Below are 16,435 nucleotides of genomic sequence, written 5' to 3' on the forward strand. Positions count from 1 at the left end.
CGGAGCGGGCCGGTTGCGTGGAAACGTGACCGGCCCGCTCGGCTTAAGCGCGGGCGCTTCGTTTCGGTGGGGAACGACGACGGCGCCGCGCCCCGCGCTCCGTGCCGCGGCGATGCCGGGCACGGGCCCGCGGTACGACGGCGCAGCTAGCGGCCCTCCGGCCCGGTGAGCTCGAGAAGGGAACGGATATCCGCCCCTGAAATGGGCCCGCGGGCCGCCTCATCAACCAGGCCGGCCAGCTCCCGCTTGCGCGCCTGGAGTGCGATGACTTTCTCCTCGATGGTATCCGCCGAGGCGAGCCGGTAGACGGTGACCGGCTTATCCTGGCCAATACGATGGGCCCGGTCAATGGCCTGCTCTTCGGCGGCCGGATTCCACCACGGGTCCATAATGTACACATAATCCGCTTCCGTGAGGGTAAGCCCGGTACCACCCGCCTTGAGGGAAATAAGGAACACCGGGGCGCTGCCATCGCGGAAGGCCGCGATTGCTCCGGCGCGATCCCGGGTGGAACCATCCAGGTAGCTATAGGTAATACCCTCCCGATCCAGCTGGTGGGCAATACGCTCCAGATAGGTGGTGAACTGGGAGAACACCAGGGCCCGGTGGCCTTCCGGGATAATCTGCTGGAGGTGCTCAAGGAGCAGATTGGTTTTCGCCGGCGGGGTGGTAATGCGCCCGTCCACCAGACCCGGGTCGATAGCCATGCGCCGCAACCGGGTGAGGGAAGCCAGAATCGAAATGCGATTCGCATTCGGGTCATCGATAAGCCCGAGGATTTCCTGGCGTTCACGTTCCAGCTGCTTGCGATAGCGCTGCGCGTGGGCGGGTGCGAGGGGCACACTCAGCTCGGTCACGGTGCGGGCCGGGAGGTCCTTGGCCACCTCGGCTTTGCGGCGTCGTAACATAAAGGGCCGCACCAGGCGCGTGAGCAGCGCGGCAGCCTCTTCGTCATTAAATTTCTCAATGGGGTTCTGGAACTGCTCGGTGAAACGCGCGTGCCCGGGGAGCAGGCCGGGGCTGGTGAGGGCCAGCAGCGCCGCCAAATCCGAGAGGCTATTTTCCACCGGGGTGCCCGTGACCGCGAAGGTCCAGGGGCGGGTGAGCGCGGCGACGGCGTGGTAACCCACCGTGCTGGGGTTCTTCACTGCCTGGGCCTCATCGAGGATCACCCCGCCCCAATCAACCTTCGCGTACTCCGCGCGCTCCAGGCGCAGCAGGGTATAGGAAGTCACCACAATATCCGCGCTCGCGGCAATATTCGCCAGGGCCAGTGAACGGCGTTTACCCGAGCCGGTAATGGTGTGTACCCGCAGCTCCGGGGTGAAGCGCTCCGCTTCGCTGCGCCAGACCGGCACCACGGAGGTGGGAGCCACCACGAGCACCGGGCCTTCCAACTTGCCCTCCGCCCGTGCGCCGCTAATCATGGCGAGCATCTGCGCGGTTTTGCCCAGGCCCATATCATCGGCCAAGATCCCGCCGTAATGAGCCCTTGCCAGGTGGGTGAGCCAGGAATAGCCGGCTTCCTGATAGGAACGCAGGGTGCCCTGGAACGTTTCGGGAACCGGCACCGGCTCGCCCAGGTGATCAAGCTGGGTGAGCGCATCGGTGAGCGCCTGCGGATTGGCCAGCGCGGAAAGATCCAGGGCGTGGGCACGCGCCCTGGGCACGGAGATACTCTCGGGGGTGACGGTGCCGAGAGCTGCGGCGTCGTGCAAAAGCTGGCGCAGCGCATCGAAGTCGCTGCCCAGCGGGATCAGCACATCGCCGAGGATGAGGTGGTCGTGCCCGCTGGTCAGTGCCTCGTAGAGTACGTTGAGTGGTATCTGATGCTCGCCGACGTCGACGGTGATATTGAGGTCAAGCCAGTCGTTCTCCTCGCTCACGCTGGTGCTCAACACCGGGGCATCGGTCACGATAGTGAGATCGGCATCCTCCATGACGGTAGTGGTGATACCTGCCTCGCGCCAGGCCGGAATAACGACTTCGCGCAGGGTCTGATAGATGCTGAGGTCCAAACTTTGGGTTGTTAGAAGGTCAAGCGGTGGCAGCTTCGTGGCCTTCGTCCAGATTTCACGCACCGCGGTCAGCTGTTCCCGAGGCGCCTCATGCAGGAGACGGTGCACCGTCAGTTCCGTATAGAGGGATGTGCTCTCCGGATCTTCGGATTCGGCGGGGTTCTCACTGCCATCGGCCGGCAGCATGCGCCGCCCCAAGTACCACTCCAGGAGGAAAGCGCTGTGCCGATAGTGCGCGCCGTCCTCAGCGGAAGGGCGGCGAATAAGCGCGTGGAGATTCGGTTCGGCGAAGCGGTGCGGCGTGAAGGCGCCGTCGGGGGAAACAACGGGGATATCCTCCGGGAGTTCCGGGAGGAGATTGAGTTCAAAAACAGGAACATCCGCCGCCGGGATGGTGAGAGGATGGGCATCTTCCGCGGCTTGGAAAAGATAATCGGGGATCGTGGAGCGCAGGCGCCCCAGAATATAAGCACCGTCCTCGTAACTGAGGGCGAGAGGCGGGGTGGTACCCGCAAGAACTTCGGCGGGGGTACCGTTCGGCGTTTCCGGGAGTACCCGCAGAAGCAGGTCATTACTATCAGGTTCGCGGGCGGAAAGGCTCAACTGCACACCCCAGGGGTCATGAGCCAGGCGCAAGGGCTGATCAACATCACCGCAGTAAAGCTCAACGCCGGCATCGTGGACGTTACGCAGGTACGCCATCGCGGCGGTGCCGAGGTCCCGGAGGGAAATATTGGGGTTGGAATAGGGATTCCGCCGGGCTGCCTCGTACAAGTTCCGGAGCGCGCTGAGCTGGAGCGGGTCAAAGCCATCAGTATTGGCGCGGGAGCCGTACCGCGGCGCGATAGTGGACCACGCGGTACTCCGCCGCGACCATTCACCGTTGAGGTTGCGCTGCGCGGGATACAGCACTCCCGTAATTTTCCCATTTTCCGGATTGCGGCCGAGAATAAGCCCGAGGCCCCGCGTTTTCGGGGTGGATTGTGCCTGATGTAATACCCGCGTCAGCAGTGTGCGCCAGGATCTATCGGCGCAATTTTCTGCGCATATCAGCAGGGTTGCGAGGATATGTTTACAGTATTGAGCCACCGGGCAGGAACAATAGGCCAGGAGCGGGTCAGTATCTTCGATAACGACCTGGTAGGTATGCCCGTTGCCGAGTACGTGGGCCGTAATCTCCCCGGAGTCTTCGGAGATATCAAGGACGTGGCCATCCTCCGCGTAACGTTTCGCACGCGCGCGGGTTTGCGGTGAGAAATAAACCTCGTAGTCATCCAAGGTTAGCGCCGCAATCTTTGAACTTAGTGTGACAGCCATCCTTTAAGTTTAAGACGCATCCGGGGATGAGGAAAGTCCGGGCTCCTGGAGCTCAGGATTCTCTGTGTGCACCGGGTTTTCCGCGTGCTCCAGCTTCTGGGTGTGCTCCAGCTTCTGGGTGTGCTCCAGCTTCTCCGCGCGGGCATTCGCCAGGCGCGTGAGCGCCCCGAGGAAACGCGCCAGCGCAATACCGACCACCGCGATCACCACCGCGCCGGTCAGATACAGCAGCGGACCGGCAAGAACGGAAAGAATAGCCAGGATATTTTGCCACAGCATAGGTGCTCCATTCTGCGTAACTCCGCGCGATGGTGGACCGGCCGGCAGCCGGCCAGGTAGTTCACCACTCTACTAGTTCTGTGCATATCGCGCTTGCGAACCCGGCCGCGTCACGCCTCCGCCAGGCGTGGCGCGCGCTGGCGAACCTGCTAGCGAACCAGCCCCATCACCTTCAGGCCGGCGCGGTAGGATAGGTGCCACTTCCGCGGAGCCACCCCGCGGAGAAAGAAGGCGGAGCAGGTGAGGAATCGGTATCGTCACGCGGGTACCCTGGCGGTGTTACTCGGCGCGCTGCTCACGCTGGCTCTGCTCGCCGGGCTGCTGGGTAGTTGCGCGCTGGTCAAAGCCCCGGTGCTCGCCGCTCCGGTTCCGCGCCCGGTTACTTACGATAATTTTGGCGACGACGCCGTGGCCATCGTCTGGGACGACGATGCCAATCACCGCGATCTCGACGCCGAATTTGACGACTCTGGCATTGTGGACGGCCGGGTCCTGGCCGCGGCCTACCACCGCGGTGCCGGGCTTCCCGATTCCCTCAACGCCGCCCTCAATGAGGACCCGAAGGTCAGCGATGTGGGGCTGGGGGAGGGCCTGCCCGGGGCGGGCTACAACTTCCCGGGAATCCCGCAGGTGGGCACCTTCTTCCACGTGGTTCCCGGCACCACTCAGGTGATCCGTGGCTGCACCGGCGTGGTCCTCGATACCCCGGGGCGTTCCCAGATTCTTTCCGCCGCGCACTGCTGGCCCGGGGATGCCTACGCCGCCACGGTATTCGTGCCGCAATTCTCCATTATTGCCGGCACCGCCTATATTCCCCACGGTATTTGGCGTATCGACCCAGACGCCGTGGTCATCAACGACGCATATTACAGTGATGATGAGGATGCGGATCGGTACGACGCCGCCGTCCTCACCGCGGACCCGGACCGCTTCGGCAACCTCCTTGAGGACGTGACCGGCGGCTTGCCCCTTGCCGATGTGAGCCCGGAACAACCTGATATTGAGGTGATTGGCTACCCGGTGGCCGAATCTTTCGAGGCCGATAACTACACCTCCGCCTACCCGCGCCACTGCCGTAACTCCACCGAAACTTTCACGGAAAACGGGGTGGACTACTTCCATATTGAATGCGCCGGGATGCCCACCGGGGTCTCCGGCGGGCCCTGGCTCCAGCAAGGCGAGAACGGGGAATGGGCTATCGTGGCGATCACCGGCGGCGCGCAGGACGGCGGCGGCTATACCGATGATGAATCCGTGGGCGTGCCCATGGATAACCTCATCGCGCAGCTGCTGGAAGAAGCCCGCATCACCCTGGAGGATGCCACCCTCGAACCGGGCAACCCGGCCCACGAAGTCCTCGGCTACCTGGGCGGCCAGCCCGACCGCGCCGATGCCTTCACGGTGTGGCCCTCCGGGGCGGTCGCGCTCTACCTGGATGCCGGCAGCGGAGCGGAAGTCCTGCCGGCAGCCGGGGAAGAAACCGGCGAGCTCGCTCAATTAGATGCCGCGCGCAGTTTCCGTTCCGTACGGCTCCTGGGCGGGCGTGATCGCCGTTTACGTAACCTCCGCACCCTCGCGGCCGGGGACCTGGACGGCTCCGGCATGGCCGATATTCTCACCCTCGGCCGCGATGGCGCCCTCATCCTCTGGCATGACCCGGGGCTCTTCGGTCTGCGCCACCCCGAGCACCTCAACCCGCATCTTCCCCTCGAATTCACCAACGTGACCAAGATGAGCATCGCCGATGACACCCTCACCGTCACCAATATCGATGGCACGACGACGCAGTATGCGGATATCTCCCAGCAAGGTATCCAGCCCAAGCCGCGCACCTCATGACCTGGCTCGCACCGCTTACCGATTCAACCGTCTAGAATGGGCGGGGTGTGGCGGCGCGAGCGGCGTCGTCGTTCCTATCCATCATCTATCCCGCATCACCTGCGCTAACGAGGAGCTACTGTGATCCCCCCGAAGTTGAAACTTGTCAGTTCTGTGCAAGCCATTAACTGGAACCGCATCGAGGACGAAAAGGACCTCGAAGTGTGGGACCGCCTCACGGGGAATTTCTGGCTGCCCGAAAAGGTGCCGCTGTCCAACGATATTCAGTCGTGGAATACCCTCAAGCCGCATGAACAGCTCATGACCACCCGGGTGTTCACCGGCCTGACCTTGCTCGATACCATTCAGGGCACTGTGGGAGCGGTCTCGCTCATTCCGGACGCGGTCACCCCGCACGAGGAAGCGGTGTATACCAATATCGCCTTCATGGAATCGGTGCACGCGAAGTCGTATTCCTCAATTTTCTCCACGCTCATTTCCACCGATGAGATCGACGAAACTTTCGAATGGTCGGAAAATAACGAATTCCTTCAGAAGAAGGCGCAGATCGTGTTGGATTACTACCGTGGGGACGATCCGGAAAAGCGCAAGGTCGCCTCCACGATGCTGGAATCCTTCCTGTTCTACTCCGGTTTCTACGCGCCCATGTACTGGTCCGCGCACGCCAAGCTCACCAATACCGCGGATCTCATCCGCCTCATTATTCGCGACGAAGCCGTGCACGGTTACTACATCGGCTACAAATACCAGCGCGCGGTGGAGAAGGCCAGCAAGGAACGCAAGGCCGAACTCAAGGAATACACCTTTGAGCTGCTCCAAGACCTCTACGAGAACGAGGAAGAATACACCGCCAGCCTCTACGATGAGATGGGCCTGACGGAGGATGTCAAGGCATTCCTGCGCTACAACGCCAATAAGGCGCTCATGAACCTCGGTTACGAAGCGCTGTTCAACCCGGATCAGACGGCCGTCAATCCGGCGATTCTGGCGGCGCTTTCCCCGAACGCGGACGAGAACCACGATTTCTTCTCCGGGTCCGGATCCTCGTACGTTATCGGCGAAGTGGAAGATACTACCGACGACGACTGGGATTTCTAGCGTGCTTGCGCGCTCGCGGTGGTGCGTGACTAATTCCGCCGGGAAAAAACTGGCACCACGCCCCGCTGAGCGTGTACGCTAGTAAGGCTTGCACGGGTGAGCTCAGGTTTTCCCGGTGAGCATGGAGACGTGACTGAGTGGCCGAAAGTGGCACCCTGCTAAGGTGTTAGTCGCAATAGCGGCTCGAGGGTTCGAATCCCTCCGTCTCCGCTCTGTGATGGCGCGTGCCATAGATTTACCTGTGATTTCGCGGCCATCGTGCTTGTGTGTAACTGAAGTTTCATGAGGTTATAGGGCCGCGTGCCGCCCGCTTAAGACGAAGGAGTGCAACCGATGGCCACCACTATTCTCGGTTGGGGCTACGAGGGGAAAACTATCAGTGATCTTCTCGCTACATTGGAAGCTAACCGAGTCCATACCGTTGTTGATATTCGACTTACCCCTATCAGCCGCAAGAAAGGATTTTCTAAAACGCGGCTTCGCCAAGCGGTTGAATCTACGGGGACTCGCTATGTTCATATGCGTTCCCTCGGTAATCCTAAAGATAATCGGGCAGCTTTCGCTCATCCTGGAACTCCCGAAGCGCATGCCGCTCACGCGCGTTTCCGCAACGAAGTGCTCGCGACTCCGGATGCTCGGGTAGCCATCCACGAGATTGCCGACCTAGCGCATGACGGTGCGATCCTCGTTCTCTGCTTCGAGGCTAATCACCAGCAGTGCCACCGAAAACTCGTGATTGAGGAAACGCACGCTGTGTTAGAAGAGTCCGAGCGCTTCGCGGCTTGAGGCAAAAATTCCCAGCACCAGGAAGCTGTGGCGTTTGTGCGGAGCGGCTTGGTTACCAACGATAATCCGCAGTGGAACGCCGGGCTTTTCCCGTTCTCTAATGAATTTCTTTTCGAATTCTTGCTGGGCGTATTCGATTGACGCCGTTGGCGGCCAACGGCGTTGCAGCGCTACCGCTTCCCAGTCCGTTATCGTCAAGGAATGGCGCGAGCAACTCGGAAAATTGCAATAAAATTCAAGCCTGGCAATAAACTGCGGGGCTTCGAGCGTGAGTCCCTTGTTACCGAAGATATCTTCGTCTTTATATTTGCGCAGCGCGGCTTTCTGCTGTTCATTCCAGCCCGGGTGAAGCGATACTTTAATAGTGGGTGTTGCACGGGGCGTGATGAGCGCAAGGGATTGCGCGGCCGGATTTCTCTTAGCTTCCGCCCGTAGTTCGCAGAGGGATTTGGTAGGAAGAGGGTCGAGATAGATGGCTCTCTCGTCCCACCCGGCAATAGGCTCATCTTGAGGTTGAGGATCCTTTTCGACCCGTAAGCTTTCTTCCCGGTCATCATCGTTAGGTACGCGGACGGATACTCGAATAGTTTGATATTTCTTGAAGCGGTCGGTGCCGTCAAGATAACGGAAGGCGATAGGGTAGAGCCTTACCCAGCGAAGCGGATCGAGGGCGACTCCGGCAACGCACACGGTTTCCTTGTATTTTTCTGAGGGGATGGGAGCGGTTTTAACAACGACCAAAACGTCGATTTCTCGACCTTGCCGGTCCAGTTCCCTTGCTTTGCTGATATCCATGGGCGCGCCTTCACGTCGAAGATGGTGGTGTGAATAGAGGCTACAAGATTTTCTTGCCGCTAGGGAGAGGTATGGATTACACGGGGCTGGTGACCTAGAATTAGCGCAAAGAACGCCGGGTCTGATCTTTGATGGGTAGGATTGCCGAGACAAACCGGAACCGGGAAACCGGGTCCTTTCATCCATAGAGGTGACTGAGGTCCTCGGAATCCTGCCCACCGAAGCTCAGGCGTCGCTTTTATTGGGGCTTTCCCACCGCGGATGTAAAAGAAGTAAGGATAAAGCGTGGCTGGAAGCGTAAACGATAAATCGAATACCTATCCTGTAATAGAGCTCGCCAAGTACGTCCAGGCACGTGGCGATCAACAATCCCTCTTTGGCGAAGGTGAGGGCGAGGGCTACGGGCACTACCTTGGTATGTATGGCGATGCATGGGATCTAATCTACGCAATTAATGCGGCCCATTTTTCTAAGTGCTCTCTGCCAGAGTCTCTACTTTCAGCAGCTGTCGACGACATTCTCGACGAATTGACTTACGGGTCGTCAAGGGAGCTTAACCGAAAACTCGAACTGATTGGTTCCCCGATTCGTGTCCCTCTTATCCCCGAGGAAGAAGAGCCGATCATCGTAGAGATTTCTCCGAGCTAATCGCGCTTATTTTATTTCTTGCGGGCCGCACTCATGTGGGGAATTTTTATACCCAGTAGGTTGCGACGTGATGTCGGTGATTCCCGCGCGGAGCTTATCAATCTACGGTTCTGACTGTTGGATTATTATGCAGCAGAATATATCCTGAGCCTTGATGATGATCTACCCATTTTAGGGTACCTCCATCTTCGTTGAACGGGCGGACGGTCCCGGGAGATACGATTCAATCGCTGTAGCAGTTGTTGCAACATTTCCCGGGGCCGTTCGTTTGGTCTGTAAGCCTCCCACGGAACCCGAAGGGGCCGAATGCTTCAAAGAAATCGAAAAAGCCAAAGAGAAGGTGATTGAGGTGGAGATTAATATCGCGTTTGAAGAACTGAAGCGGTATGTCAAAAGCCATTCTGATTTCCCCGATTATCTTTGGGAGTGCCTAGACGGAGACCACGCTTCCGGGCAAGACGAGATCGCAATTGAATCTATCATTGCAGTATGTACCAATGACCTGCATTTACGTTTACCTGAAGACATTATTCAAATGCTGCGTTCCGTTGATGACGCTTACCTCCCCTTCTGGAATTATGTCGAACAAGCTGTATCGAAGAATCAGTCGCTACCCATATAACGCATAACTGCACCAATGTCACGAAGCGAAAATCCAGCATCGCCTAACCGGGCAACTGCCAGCAGAGAAGCGTCCCGAGTCTCGTATTACGCCTGAATCAAACGAGGCGAGCCTCCTTATCTTTTGATATCCTCCGCGAATTCAGGGGTTTCGACGGTGATGTTAACGGCGAAACTATCGAGAGGATCTCCCGTAATCAGCGCCGCGGCGTCCTTTGCCATGTCTTCAATATGATCAAGGCGGCGCGCCTGCGTGCCGTATTCCTTTCCGTTAAGGGCAAATTCGGCGACGCACCAATTTCCATCACGGGTAACCGTGGTATTTAGTGTTGTCACTTCTTGCTCCTTTCGAGAATCTTACGAGCGAGCCTTTCGGAGATTTCACGCCGGCGGGGAATCGGTTCGACCTGGTCTCCGATCTGCGCCCGCTTTTGTCCGATAAGGCTATACCCGTAGGGACGACCCGATCTTCTCAAGGAATATATTCAAGACGCGCCGGGAGTGGACAGTTAGCTCGCCACGGATGTCTTCAATCGGTGGAATGAGCTTATCGTCTGGGATTTTCACTCCGTAACGGCTCGCACCATCCAAAGCATAGATGAGGCACCACGGGGTTCCACCTCCGCCTTTTCCTTCAAGCCAGTAACCGTCATCTTTCGCGACGAGTTCCGGGTCTGCGTGTTCATTGATCCAATCGATGAGAATATCGACGGGAGACCAGGGAAGGTTATCGTCGTTGTGCAGCCCTTCTCGGTCCACGGTGTTTTCTCCTTACCTTACGTGTGATTATAAGTATCCGCGGCGGCTTCTTTTGCCGCACATTTACCTTCAGTGTAGACAGCCGGTCAGATCACCACCCGGGATCTGTGCGGAGAATAGAAAACCTGGGGGCCGTGCCGGTATCGGCGCGGCCCCCAGGTGCGTGGCGTTTAGCCTTGAGTTACCTAGAACTTTGGGTTACTTCGCACGCCGGCGCAGGGCGTAGCCGGTGGACAGCAGCACGGTCATGACGGCCAGAGCGCCCGTAGTGGCCAGGCCAGTGTGGGCGAGTTGCCGCGTCGGTGCCTTGCTTGGGGCAGGAGCCGGCTTGTTAGCCTCGGGCTTCGGCGCAGGCTTAGGAGCCGGTTGGGGCTTCGGGGCCTGCTGTTGCGACGGAGAAGTTGGATCCGCGGGTTGCGGCTGCGGATCGGGTGCCGGATCTGGATCGGGTTGCGGCTGCGGTTGAGGGTTTGGATCCGGAACAGGGTCTGGTGCCGGCTGAGGGTTAGGGTCCGGAACAGGGTCTGGCGCCGGCTGGGGGTCGGGATCGGGAACTGGCTCAGGATCAGGAACCGGTTCGGGTTCAGGCTCAGGCGCCGGCTCGGTCACATTCACCCGAACCACCGCGGAATACAGCGGCTTACCGGTGGCCGTATCATTTGCCATCATGATGACGCGGGTGGAACCCGGGGCCACCCCGGTCACCGTGCCATCAGCAAAGGTCACGATGGAGCTGGTGAGGGCGGGCTCGGCTGCGCCGTCGTCCCAATAATACGCACTCCACGTGAGCCCGCGACCGCTGAGATCGCCGTTCACATCAGAAATCCGCGCGAGTGTGAGCGTGCCGTGCGCGGGTACCGTGGCGTCGGCGAGCTCCTGCTGCGCAAAAGCCGGGCTGCTATTGCCAGCGCTGCTGCCGGGCACCACCGGGAAAACGGCGTTGTTATACGCGCCGGCCAACCGCACCGTGGAAATATGATTATTTTGGAAAGCGCTCCAGGCCACCTCGGTGATCGAGGCGGGCAGCGTGACCTCCGTGAGCGCATTGGCCTGGAAAGCCGCCGGCCCAATCTTCTGCATCCCCGCCGGGAACTCCACCGCGGAAATCGCATTGCGATCCAGGAAACCGTAACTCACCTCCGTGAGCGTGGCCGGCAGCGTAATACCGGTGATTCCCTTGCTGTGCATATTCCCCGTCCGGCCATTCGGCCCGGTCAGCGCGGTCACGCCCTCCGGAATAACCACGTGCTTGAGGTTCGTAATTTTCTGCAGGCCGGTATCGCTCAAACCGCGCAGCGTTGTGGTAGCGCCCTCGGTTTCAATAGTGAAATCCGCGGCATCCCACGTGGCAGCGGGAGCGGCGGTGGCTGCCGGCACCAGCGCCGCCAGCCCCATCATCAATGCCGTGCACAGTGCACCCACCGTGCCAACGAGTCCCTTTTTCATCCGATATCCTTTCGTGGTGCGGCTCGGGAGAGCCCAGAGAAACTCGGGTTACTCACCGCCACCGTACCGCGAAACGCGCGGAAATTCATCAGAAAATGAACCGGATTGCGTAGAAAATATTATTATCGCAGCTTGCGGCTGTGCGGGGCGCTTGTGATATTTAACGACGACGGCGCCAGCGTTAACGCGCCAGCAGCACCTCGAGGAGGGTGGCTACGCCGTCGTCCCATACCGGATCGGTCACGGCCCGCGCGTGCGCACGGACGTAATCGAGCGCCTGCCCCATCGCGACCCCCACGCCGGCCCACTCGAGCATGTGGATGTCGTTCCCGCCATCGCCCACGGCTACGGTTGCCCCGCGCGCGATGCCGAAATCGCGGCGGAGCGCCTCGAGTGCGCTCGCCTTGGAGATCCCGGCCCGCCCGGCATCCACCCAGCCAGAGCCAGAGGAGGAAGACGCCGCCCAATCCACACCCGGCATCTCGAGGCGGGAGAGGCGCGCCATGAGCTCGGCGGCTTCCATGCGCGGAACCACCATAATGAGGCGCAGGGCGTCCGGGACCACGAGGTCTTTGAATTTCACCCAGATGGCATTGGGTTCCAGGCGTTCGGTGGCGTACCCGTGCGCCACCCGCCGCGGGCCTTCCACCGGTTCCACCGCGAAATAGGCACCCGAGAATTCGCGGCGCATCGCATCGAGGGCACGGGCCAGGTCGGCTTCCTCCATGGTGAAAAGGTGAGCGAGGCGCACCGGCACCACATCCCCGCGATCCGTCATGGAGCGGACCGTGCGCACCTGCACCCCGGGAAGCTGCGCGTTACCGAGCAGCACCGTTTCGTTCCCGTTCGAGCACACCATAATGGTTTCGCTCACCCGCAGCATATCGAGCACGGGAATGGCGGATTCGCGCCCGCGCCCGGTGGCCACCACCAGGTGGGTTCCCCGGCGCAGGTGCTCCTGGAAAGCGGCGTCCACCCGCTCGGCAATAATGCCGTCCGGCCGGAGCGTGGTGCCGTCCAAATCCAGGCAGACCATAAGCTCCGGCCCGGCCGGCGGGGTCCCGGCGGCATCGAATGCGGCTCGCAAGCGCGCCGCCGTCGATTCCACCTGGATTTTCACATCGCCGCCTTCGTTACGCTGGTCGTTACTCTGTTCGGAGCGCCGAGCTGTTCAGCCTTCGCGCACCGGATAGTTCACCGGCTACTTCACCGGCTCGATGAATTCGCGCCCGGCCAGGCCGGCTCCCAGGTAGGGCCGCAGCGCCTCGGGCACGTACAGCGAGCCGTCCTTCTGCTGGTGGTTCTCGAAAAGCGCCACCAACCAGCGGGTGGTGGCCAGGGTTCCGTTGAGGGTGGCCACCGCGCGGGTTTTCCCGTCCACGCGCTCGCGCACATTGAGCCGCCGCGCCTGGTAGGTGGTGCAATTGGAGGTCGAGGTGACTTCCATATAGCGGTGCTGGGTGGGCAGCCACGCCTCGCAATCGAATTTCTGCGCCGCGGAAGAACCCAGATCACCGGCCGCCACATTAATAATGCGGTAGGGCAGTTCCATCTTCCCGATCATTTCGCGTTCCATCGCGAGCAGCGCGCGGTGTTCTTCCTCGGATTGCTCCACCGGGCAGTAGGAGAACATTTCCACCTTATTGAACTGGTGCACGCGAATAATCCCGCGGGTGTCCTTCCCGTAGGAGCCGGCCTCACGCCGGTAGCAGGCCGAATACCCGCAGTAGCGCCGCGGCTTACCGCCCAGCTCCAAAATCTCATCCTTGTGGTAGCCGGCCAGCGGCACTTCCGAGGTGCCCACCAGGTACTGGTCATCGGCACCCAGGTAGTAAATCTCATCGGAATGCTCCCCGAGGAACCCGGTGCCGGACATAATATCCGGGTTCACAATCGTGGGCGTGGTCATGAGCGTGAAGCCGTGTTCGGCTGCCTGATCAATAGCCATGCGGAACATTGCCATTTCCAGGTGCGCGCCCACTCCCTTGAGGTAGTAGAAGCGTGAGCCGGAGACCTTCGCGCCGCGATCCATATCCAGGGCCCCCAGGCCCTCCGCAATATCGAGGTGATCCTTGGGGGTGAAGCCCTCCGCCTCGAAATCACGCGGGGTGCCGATCACTTCCAGCACCTCATAATCATCTTCCCCGCCCGCGGGCACCCCGGCGAGCACCGGGTTCTCAATCGCGCGATTCGCGGCCAGGTAGGTTTCTTCGGCTTCCGCCGCGGCCGCGTCCAGCGCCTTGACCTTTTCGGCCAGCTCCTTGGCGTGGGCGAGCACGGCGGGGCGCTCCTCCGGGGAGGCTTTCCCCACGGATCGCGACACCTCTTTTTGTTCGGCCCGGGCGGCTTCGAACTCTTGCAGGGTGGTGCGGCGCGCATCGTCGGCGGCGAGCAGGGCATCGACGGTAGCGGGATCATTCCCGCGGCGGCGCTGGGACTCACGGATGGCTTCCGGATTCTCGCGAACAGAACGCATATCAAGCATGGATCCAGCTTAGCGCGCGGCGGGCGCGCCCGCGATCCGGCGGGCCGTGGTGGCCCGGTGCCACATATGGCCGACGTCGCGTGCCACTCGCAGCAGCCGCTCAATATCGCTTTCATCGCTGGCCCCGCGTTCGCCGCTTCCGGCACCGGGCTTGCCGCTGCCGGGCTTGCCGCTGCCGATGCCGCTCTCCGCGGGCCAGTTTCCTCCAGCCTCGCGGTAGCCGCGCGCCGCGGCCTCGTCCAATTCCGGATGGGCCCGCCACAGTTCGTGCAGCTCCAGGAAATCCGCGGCGGCTGGCCGCCACCCGAAGCGCCCAAAATCAATGACCCGCAGCTGGCCGACGGGCTCATCCCACAACCAATTGCGCGCCTGCCAATCCCCGTGCGTGGGATGCACGACGACGCTGCCCGGCTGGTAGCTCGCCAGGAAATCCTCCGCTTCGGCGAGCTTCTCATCGAAAGCGGCGGGCAGGATAACCTCCGGGGAAATGGCGGGCAGCGGTCCGCCAGTAAAATCAGCGGGCAGCGATCCACCCGGAGCGAGGGCGCGAATCTCCGCGATCCGCGCTCGGGTGCGAGTAAGGGCACCCTTGGCGAAACCGTGATCAAGGCGAGCTCCCGCCCCGTGGAGCAGCGCGAGGGCGGCCCCGGCCTGGTAATGCACTCGCGGGGATAATTCCCACGGGCTGCCCAGAACGTCACATCCGGGTAGATAGTCGAGGATGGCGAGCGGGGCGGCGTCGTCGTACCAGAGCAAGCGAGCCACGGTGCCGCGCGCCTCCAAAGGGCCGGTCCACGCGCGTGCGCGGGCTTCGCGCCCCACGCTGTAAGCAGTGTTCCCGGCGGTTTTGAGAATCCAGGACACCCCGGGGCCGCTGAGGTGAAGAACGGTGCTCTCGCGCTCCGGCCAAGAAAGGTCGCGCACCCGCACGGTATCCGGGCTGGTCAGCGCGCCGCCGGAATGCCCGTCGCCGGTCAGTGACCCGCCAGAACGCCCGTCACCTAAGGCGCCGCCGGTCAGTGACCCGCCGGTTAGCGAGCCGCCGCGCAGCTCCGCCCACGCGGCCGTAAACGCTGCATACTGCTGCCCGGTAAGCAGTGTTCGCAGTGTGAGCGGTGTGTGCAGCGGGTTCATGGTGCCTCGATGAATACTGGCTATAGCGGGCAAGCGCTTCCGTTAGCGGGTGACCCGGCTGAGCAGCGAGGCGACCCAGGTGCGCGCGGCACCGAAATCTTCGTCGGAAGTCCCGGCGTGCAGGCGCGTGACCTGCCGATCCGCGCGCGCGTAACTACCCAGGAACGTCACTTCCGGGCAGATGCGATGCAGCCCGACCAGCGCGGCCTGCACCCGCTCGTCGTGAATATGGCCCTCGGCATCCAGGGAGAAAGCGTAACGCCCCAGCTGGTCGCCGGCCGGGCGCGACTCAATACGCGATAAATTAACACCAACCGCGGCAAATTGTTGCAGCATTTCCAGCAGCGCGCCGGGCTTCTCCGAGGCCAGCCGCACCATCAGCGTTGTTTTATCCGAGCCCGTCGCCGGGGGAATCTCCCCGGGTTTACTCACTTTAATGAAGCGCGTGACGGCATTGCGATTATCGGCGATCTCATCGGACAGCGAGGCGAGCCCGTACACGCCGGTGGTGGGCACCGCGCAAATCGCCGCATCAAAATCCGCATCCGGATTTTCCGCCAGTTCGCGCGCGGCGGCGGCCGTAGAGGTCGCCGGCACGTGCACGGCATCGGTCAGGTGCTCGGTGATCCAGGTGCGGCACTGCGCCCACGCGTGCGGATGGGTGGCGACCCGGCGAATATCCGCGGCGCGCGTGCCGGGCCGCACCGCCAGCGAGAACGCAATCGGAACCAGCATTTCCCCGCGAATTTCCAGCGGCGAGCCGGCGGTGAGGGAATCGAGAGTGGCATTAACCCCGCCTTCCACCGAATTTTCGATGGGTACCACGGCGGCATCGGTCTGCCCGGCGCGCACCATCCGCAGCGCCGAGGGCACGTCCACCGCGGGCACGAAGGTGGCGGTGTCCTCGCTGGCTACCTGCTGCAAAGCGGCAAAGCAAAACGTGCCGCGCGGGCCGAGGAAAGAATAGCGGACCGGTTCGGTAGCGGGCGAGGATTGCATGGTGTCCTTTCGTGCGTGGAGATTGCGTGAAGAAAAGGTACGACGGCGCAGCTGGGCGGCGGTGCACCTGCCCGCGCTGTCGCCTGGTTATTGTATCCCGCCCCGGGGTGGGGCGTTCGGGGCGTCCGAAAGGGTAGGTGCTCGGGGTGTGTTAGAGGTGTGTTCGCAGTACGCGGGGCGTGGGGGTGTTCGGGGCTTCTAAAAGTGTCGT

At 61.5% G+C, this 16,435-nt stretch carries 15 protein-coding genes and 1 tRNA gene; 6 read left to right on the forward strand and 10 right to left on the reverse strand.

Annotation, left to right across the window (positions count from 1 at the left end; genetic code table 11):
- Positions 1 to 146 precede the first annotated feature (146 nt).
- Positions 147 to 3,335, reverse strand: coding sequence for a DEAD/DEAH box helicase (locus tag ACRQEC_RS03740; protein WP_284895996.1), 3,189 nt, complete (start codon positions 3,333 to 3,335; stop codon positions 147 to 149).
- 9 nt (positions 3,336 to 3,344) lie between these two features.
- The gene (locus tag ACRQEC_RS03745) at positions 3,345 to 3,614 is read right to left on the reverse strand and encodes a hypothetical protein (protein WP_284895998.1); all 270 of its coding nucleotides are present in this window, start codon (positions 3,612 to 3,614) and stop codon (positions 3,345 to 3,347) included.
- A 240-nt stretch (positions 3,615 to 3,854) separates the two neighbouring features.
- Between ACRQEC_RS03745 and ACRQEC_RS03750 the strand changes: the two genes are divergently transcribed.
- From ACRQEC_RS03750 to ACRQEC_RS03765, 4 genes are all read left to right on the forward strand, one after another.
- Positions 3,855 to 5,453, forward strand: coding sequence for a trypsin-like serine peptidase (locus ACRQEC_RS03750; protein ID WP_284896001.1), 1,599 nt, complete (start codon positions 3,855 to 3,857; stop codon positions 5,451 to 5,453).
- 120 nt (positions 5,454 to 5,573) lie between these two features.
- A complete protein-coding gene (gene nrdF / locus ACRQEC_RS03755; protein ID WP_016442136.1) occupies positions 5,574 to 6,551 on the forward strand; it encodes a class 1b ribonucleoside-diphosphate reductase subunit beta in 978 nt (325 codons plus the stop codon).
- 123 nt (positions 6,552 to 6,674) lie between these two features.
- Positions 6,675 to 6,761: transfer RNA gene (locus ACRQEC_RS03760), tRNA-Ser, on the forward strand.
- A gap of 123 nt (positions 6,762 to 6,884) precedes the next feature.
- Positions 6,885 to 7,337, forward strand: coding sequence for a DUF488 domain-containing protein (locus tag ACRQEC_RS03765; RefSeq protein WP_435734850.1), 453 nt, complete (start codon positions 6,885 to 6,887; stop codon positions 7,335 to 7,337).
- Here the strand turns inward: ACRQEC_RS03765 and ACRQEC_RS03770 are convergent.
- The gene (locus tag ACRQEC_RS03770) at positions 7,308 to 8,132 is read right to left on the reverse strand and encodes a DUF8757 domain-containing protein (protein ID WP_284889814.1); all 825 of its coding nucleotides are present in this window, start codon (positions 8,130 to 8,132) and stop codon (positions 7,308 to 7,310) included. The two genes, ACRQEC_RS03765 and ACRQEC_RS03770, sit on opposite strands and share 30 nt — an antisense overlap.
- A 285-nt stretch (positions 8,133 to 8,417) precedes the next feature.
- Between ACRQEC_RS03770 and ACRQEC_RS03775 the strand changes: the two genes are divergently transcribed.
- Positions 8,418 to 8,780, forward strand: coding sequence for a hypothetical protein (locus tag ACRQEC_RS03775; protein ID WP_284896009.1), 363 nt, complete (start codon positions 8,418 to 8,420; stop codon positions 8,778 to 8,780).
- A 349-nt stretch (positions 8,781 to 9,129) separates the two neighbouring features.
- Positions 9,130 to 9,402 (forward strand): hypothetical protein, encoded by a 273-nt coding sequence (locus ACRQEC_RS03780; RefSeq protein ID WP_284896011.1) that lies wholly within the window; start codon positions 9,130 to 9,132, stop codon positions 9,400 to 9,402.
- Positions 9,403 to 9,518: 116 nt separating this feature from the next.
- Here ACRQEC_RS03780 and ACRQEC_RS03785 read toward each other — a convergent pair whose 3' ends face one another.
- From ACRQEC_RS03785 to pheA, 7 genes are all read right to left on the reverse strand, one after another.
- Complete coding sequence (locus ACRQEC_RS03785) at positions 9,519 to 9,737, reverse strand: hypothetical protein (protein WP_284896014.1); 219 nt, start codon at positions 9,735 to 9,737, stop codon at positions 9,519 to 9,521.
- Between the two features lie 108 nt (positions 9,738 to 9,845).
- On the reverse strand, positions 9,846 to 10,160 hold the full coding sequence (locus tag ACRQEC_RS03790; RefSeq protein WP_284896017.1) for a hypothetical protein: 315 nt from the start codon (positions 10,158 to 10,160) through the stop codon (positions 9,846 to 9,848).
- Positions 10,161 to 10,358: 198 nt separating this feature from the next.
- Positions 10,359 to 11,606, reverse strand: coding sequence for a leucine-rich repeat protein (locus ACRQEC_RS03795; RefSeq protein ID WP_284896019.1), 1,248 nt, complete (start codon positions 11,604 to 11,606; stop codon positions 10,359 to 10,361).
- 181 nt (positions 11,607 to 11,787) lie between these two features.
- The gene (locus ACRQEC_RS03800; RefSeq protein WP_284896022.1) at positions 11,788 to 12,726 is read right to left on the reverse strand and encodes an HAD family hydrolase; all 939 of its coding nucleotides are present in this window, start codon (positions 12,724 to 12,726) and stop codon (positions 11,788 to 11,790) included.
- A gap of 81 nt (positions 12,727 to 12,807) precedes the next feature.
- Positions 12,808 to 14,091, reverse strand: coding sequence for a serine--tRNA ligase (serS, locus tag ACRQEC_RS03805; protein WP_284896025.1), 1,284 nt, complete (start codon positions 14,089 to 14,091; stop codon positions 12,808 to 12,810).
- A gap of 9 nt (positions 14,092 to 14,100) precedes the next feature.
- Positions 14,101 to 15,225, reverse strand: coding sequence for an aminoglycoside phosphotransferase family protein (locus tag ACRQEC_RS03810; RefSeq protein WP_284883304.1), 1,125 nt, complete (start codon positions 15,223 to 15,225; stop codon positions 14,101 to 14,103).
- Positions 15,226 to 15,267: 42 nt separating this feature from the next.
- Positions 15,268 to 16,224 carry a prephenate dehydratase gene (gene pheA / locus ACRQEC_RS03815; RefSeq protein WP_284883306.1) on the reverse strand — a complete coding sequence of 319 codons (957 nt, stop codon included), beginning with the start codon at positions 16,222 to 16,224 and terminating at the stop codon, positions 15,268 to 15,270.
- Positions 16,225 to 16,435 lie beyond the last annotated feature (211 nt).

Origin of the sequence: Actinotignum saccati (assembly GCF_051265055.1) — a bacterium.
In the GTDB taxonomy this organism is placed as follows: domain Bacteria; phylum Actinomycetota; class Actinomycetes; order Actinomycetales; family Actinomycetaceae; genus Actinotignum.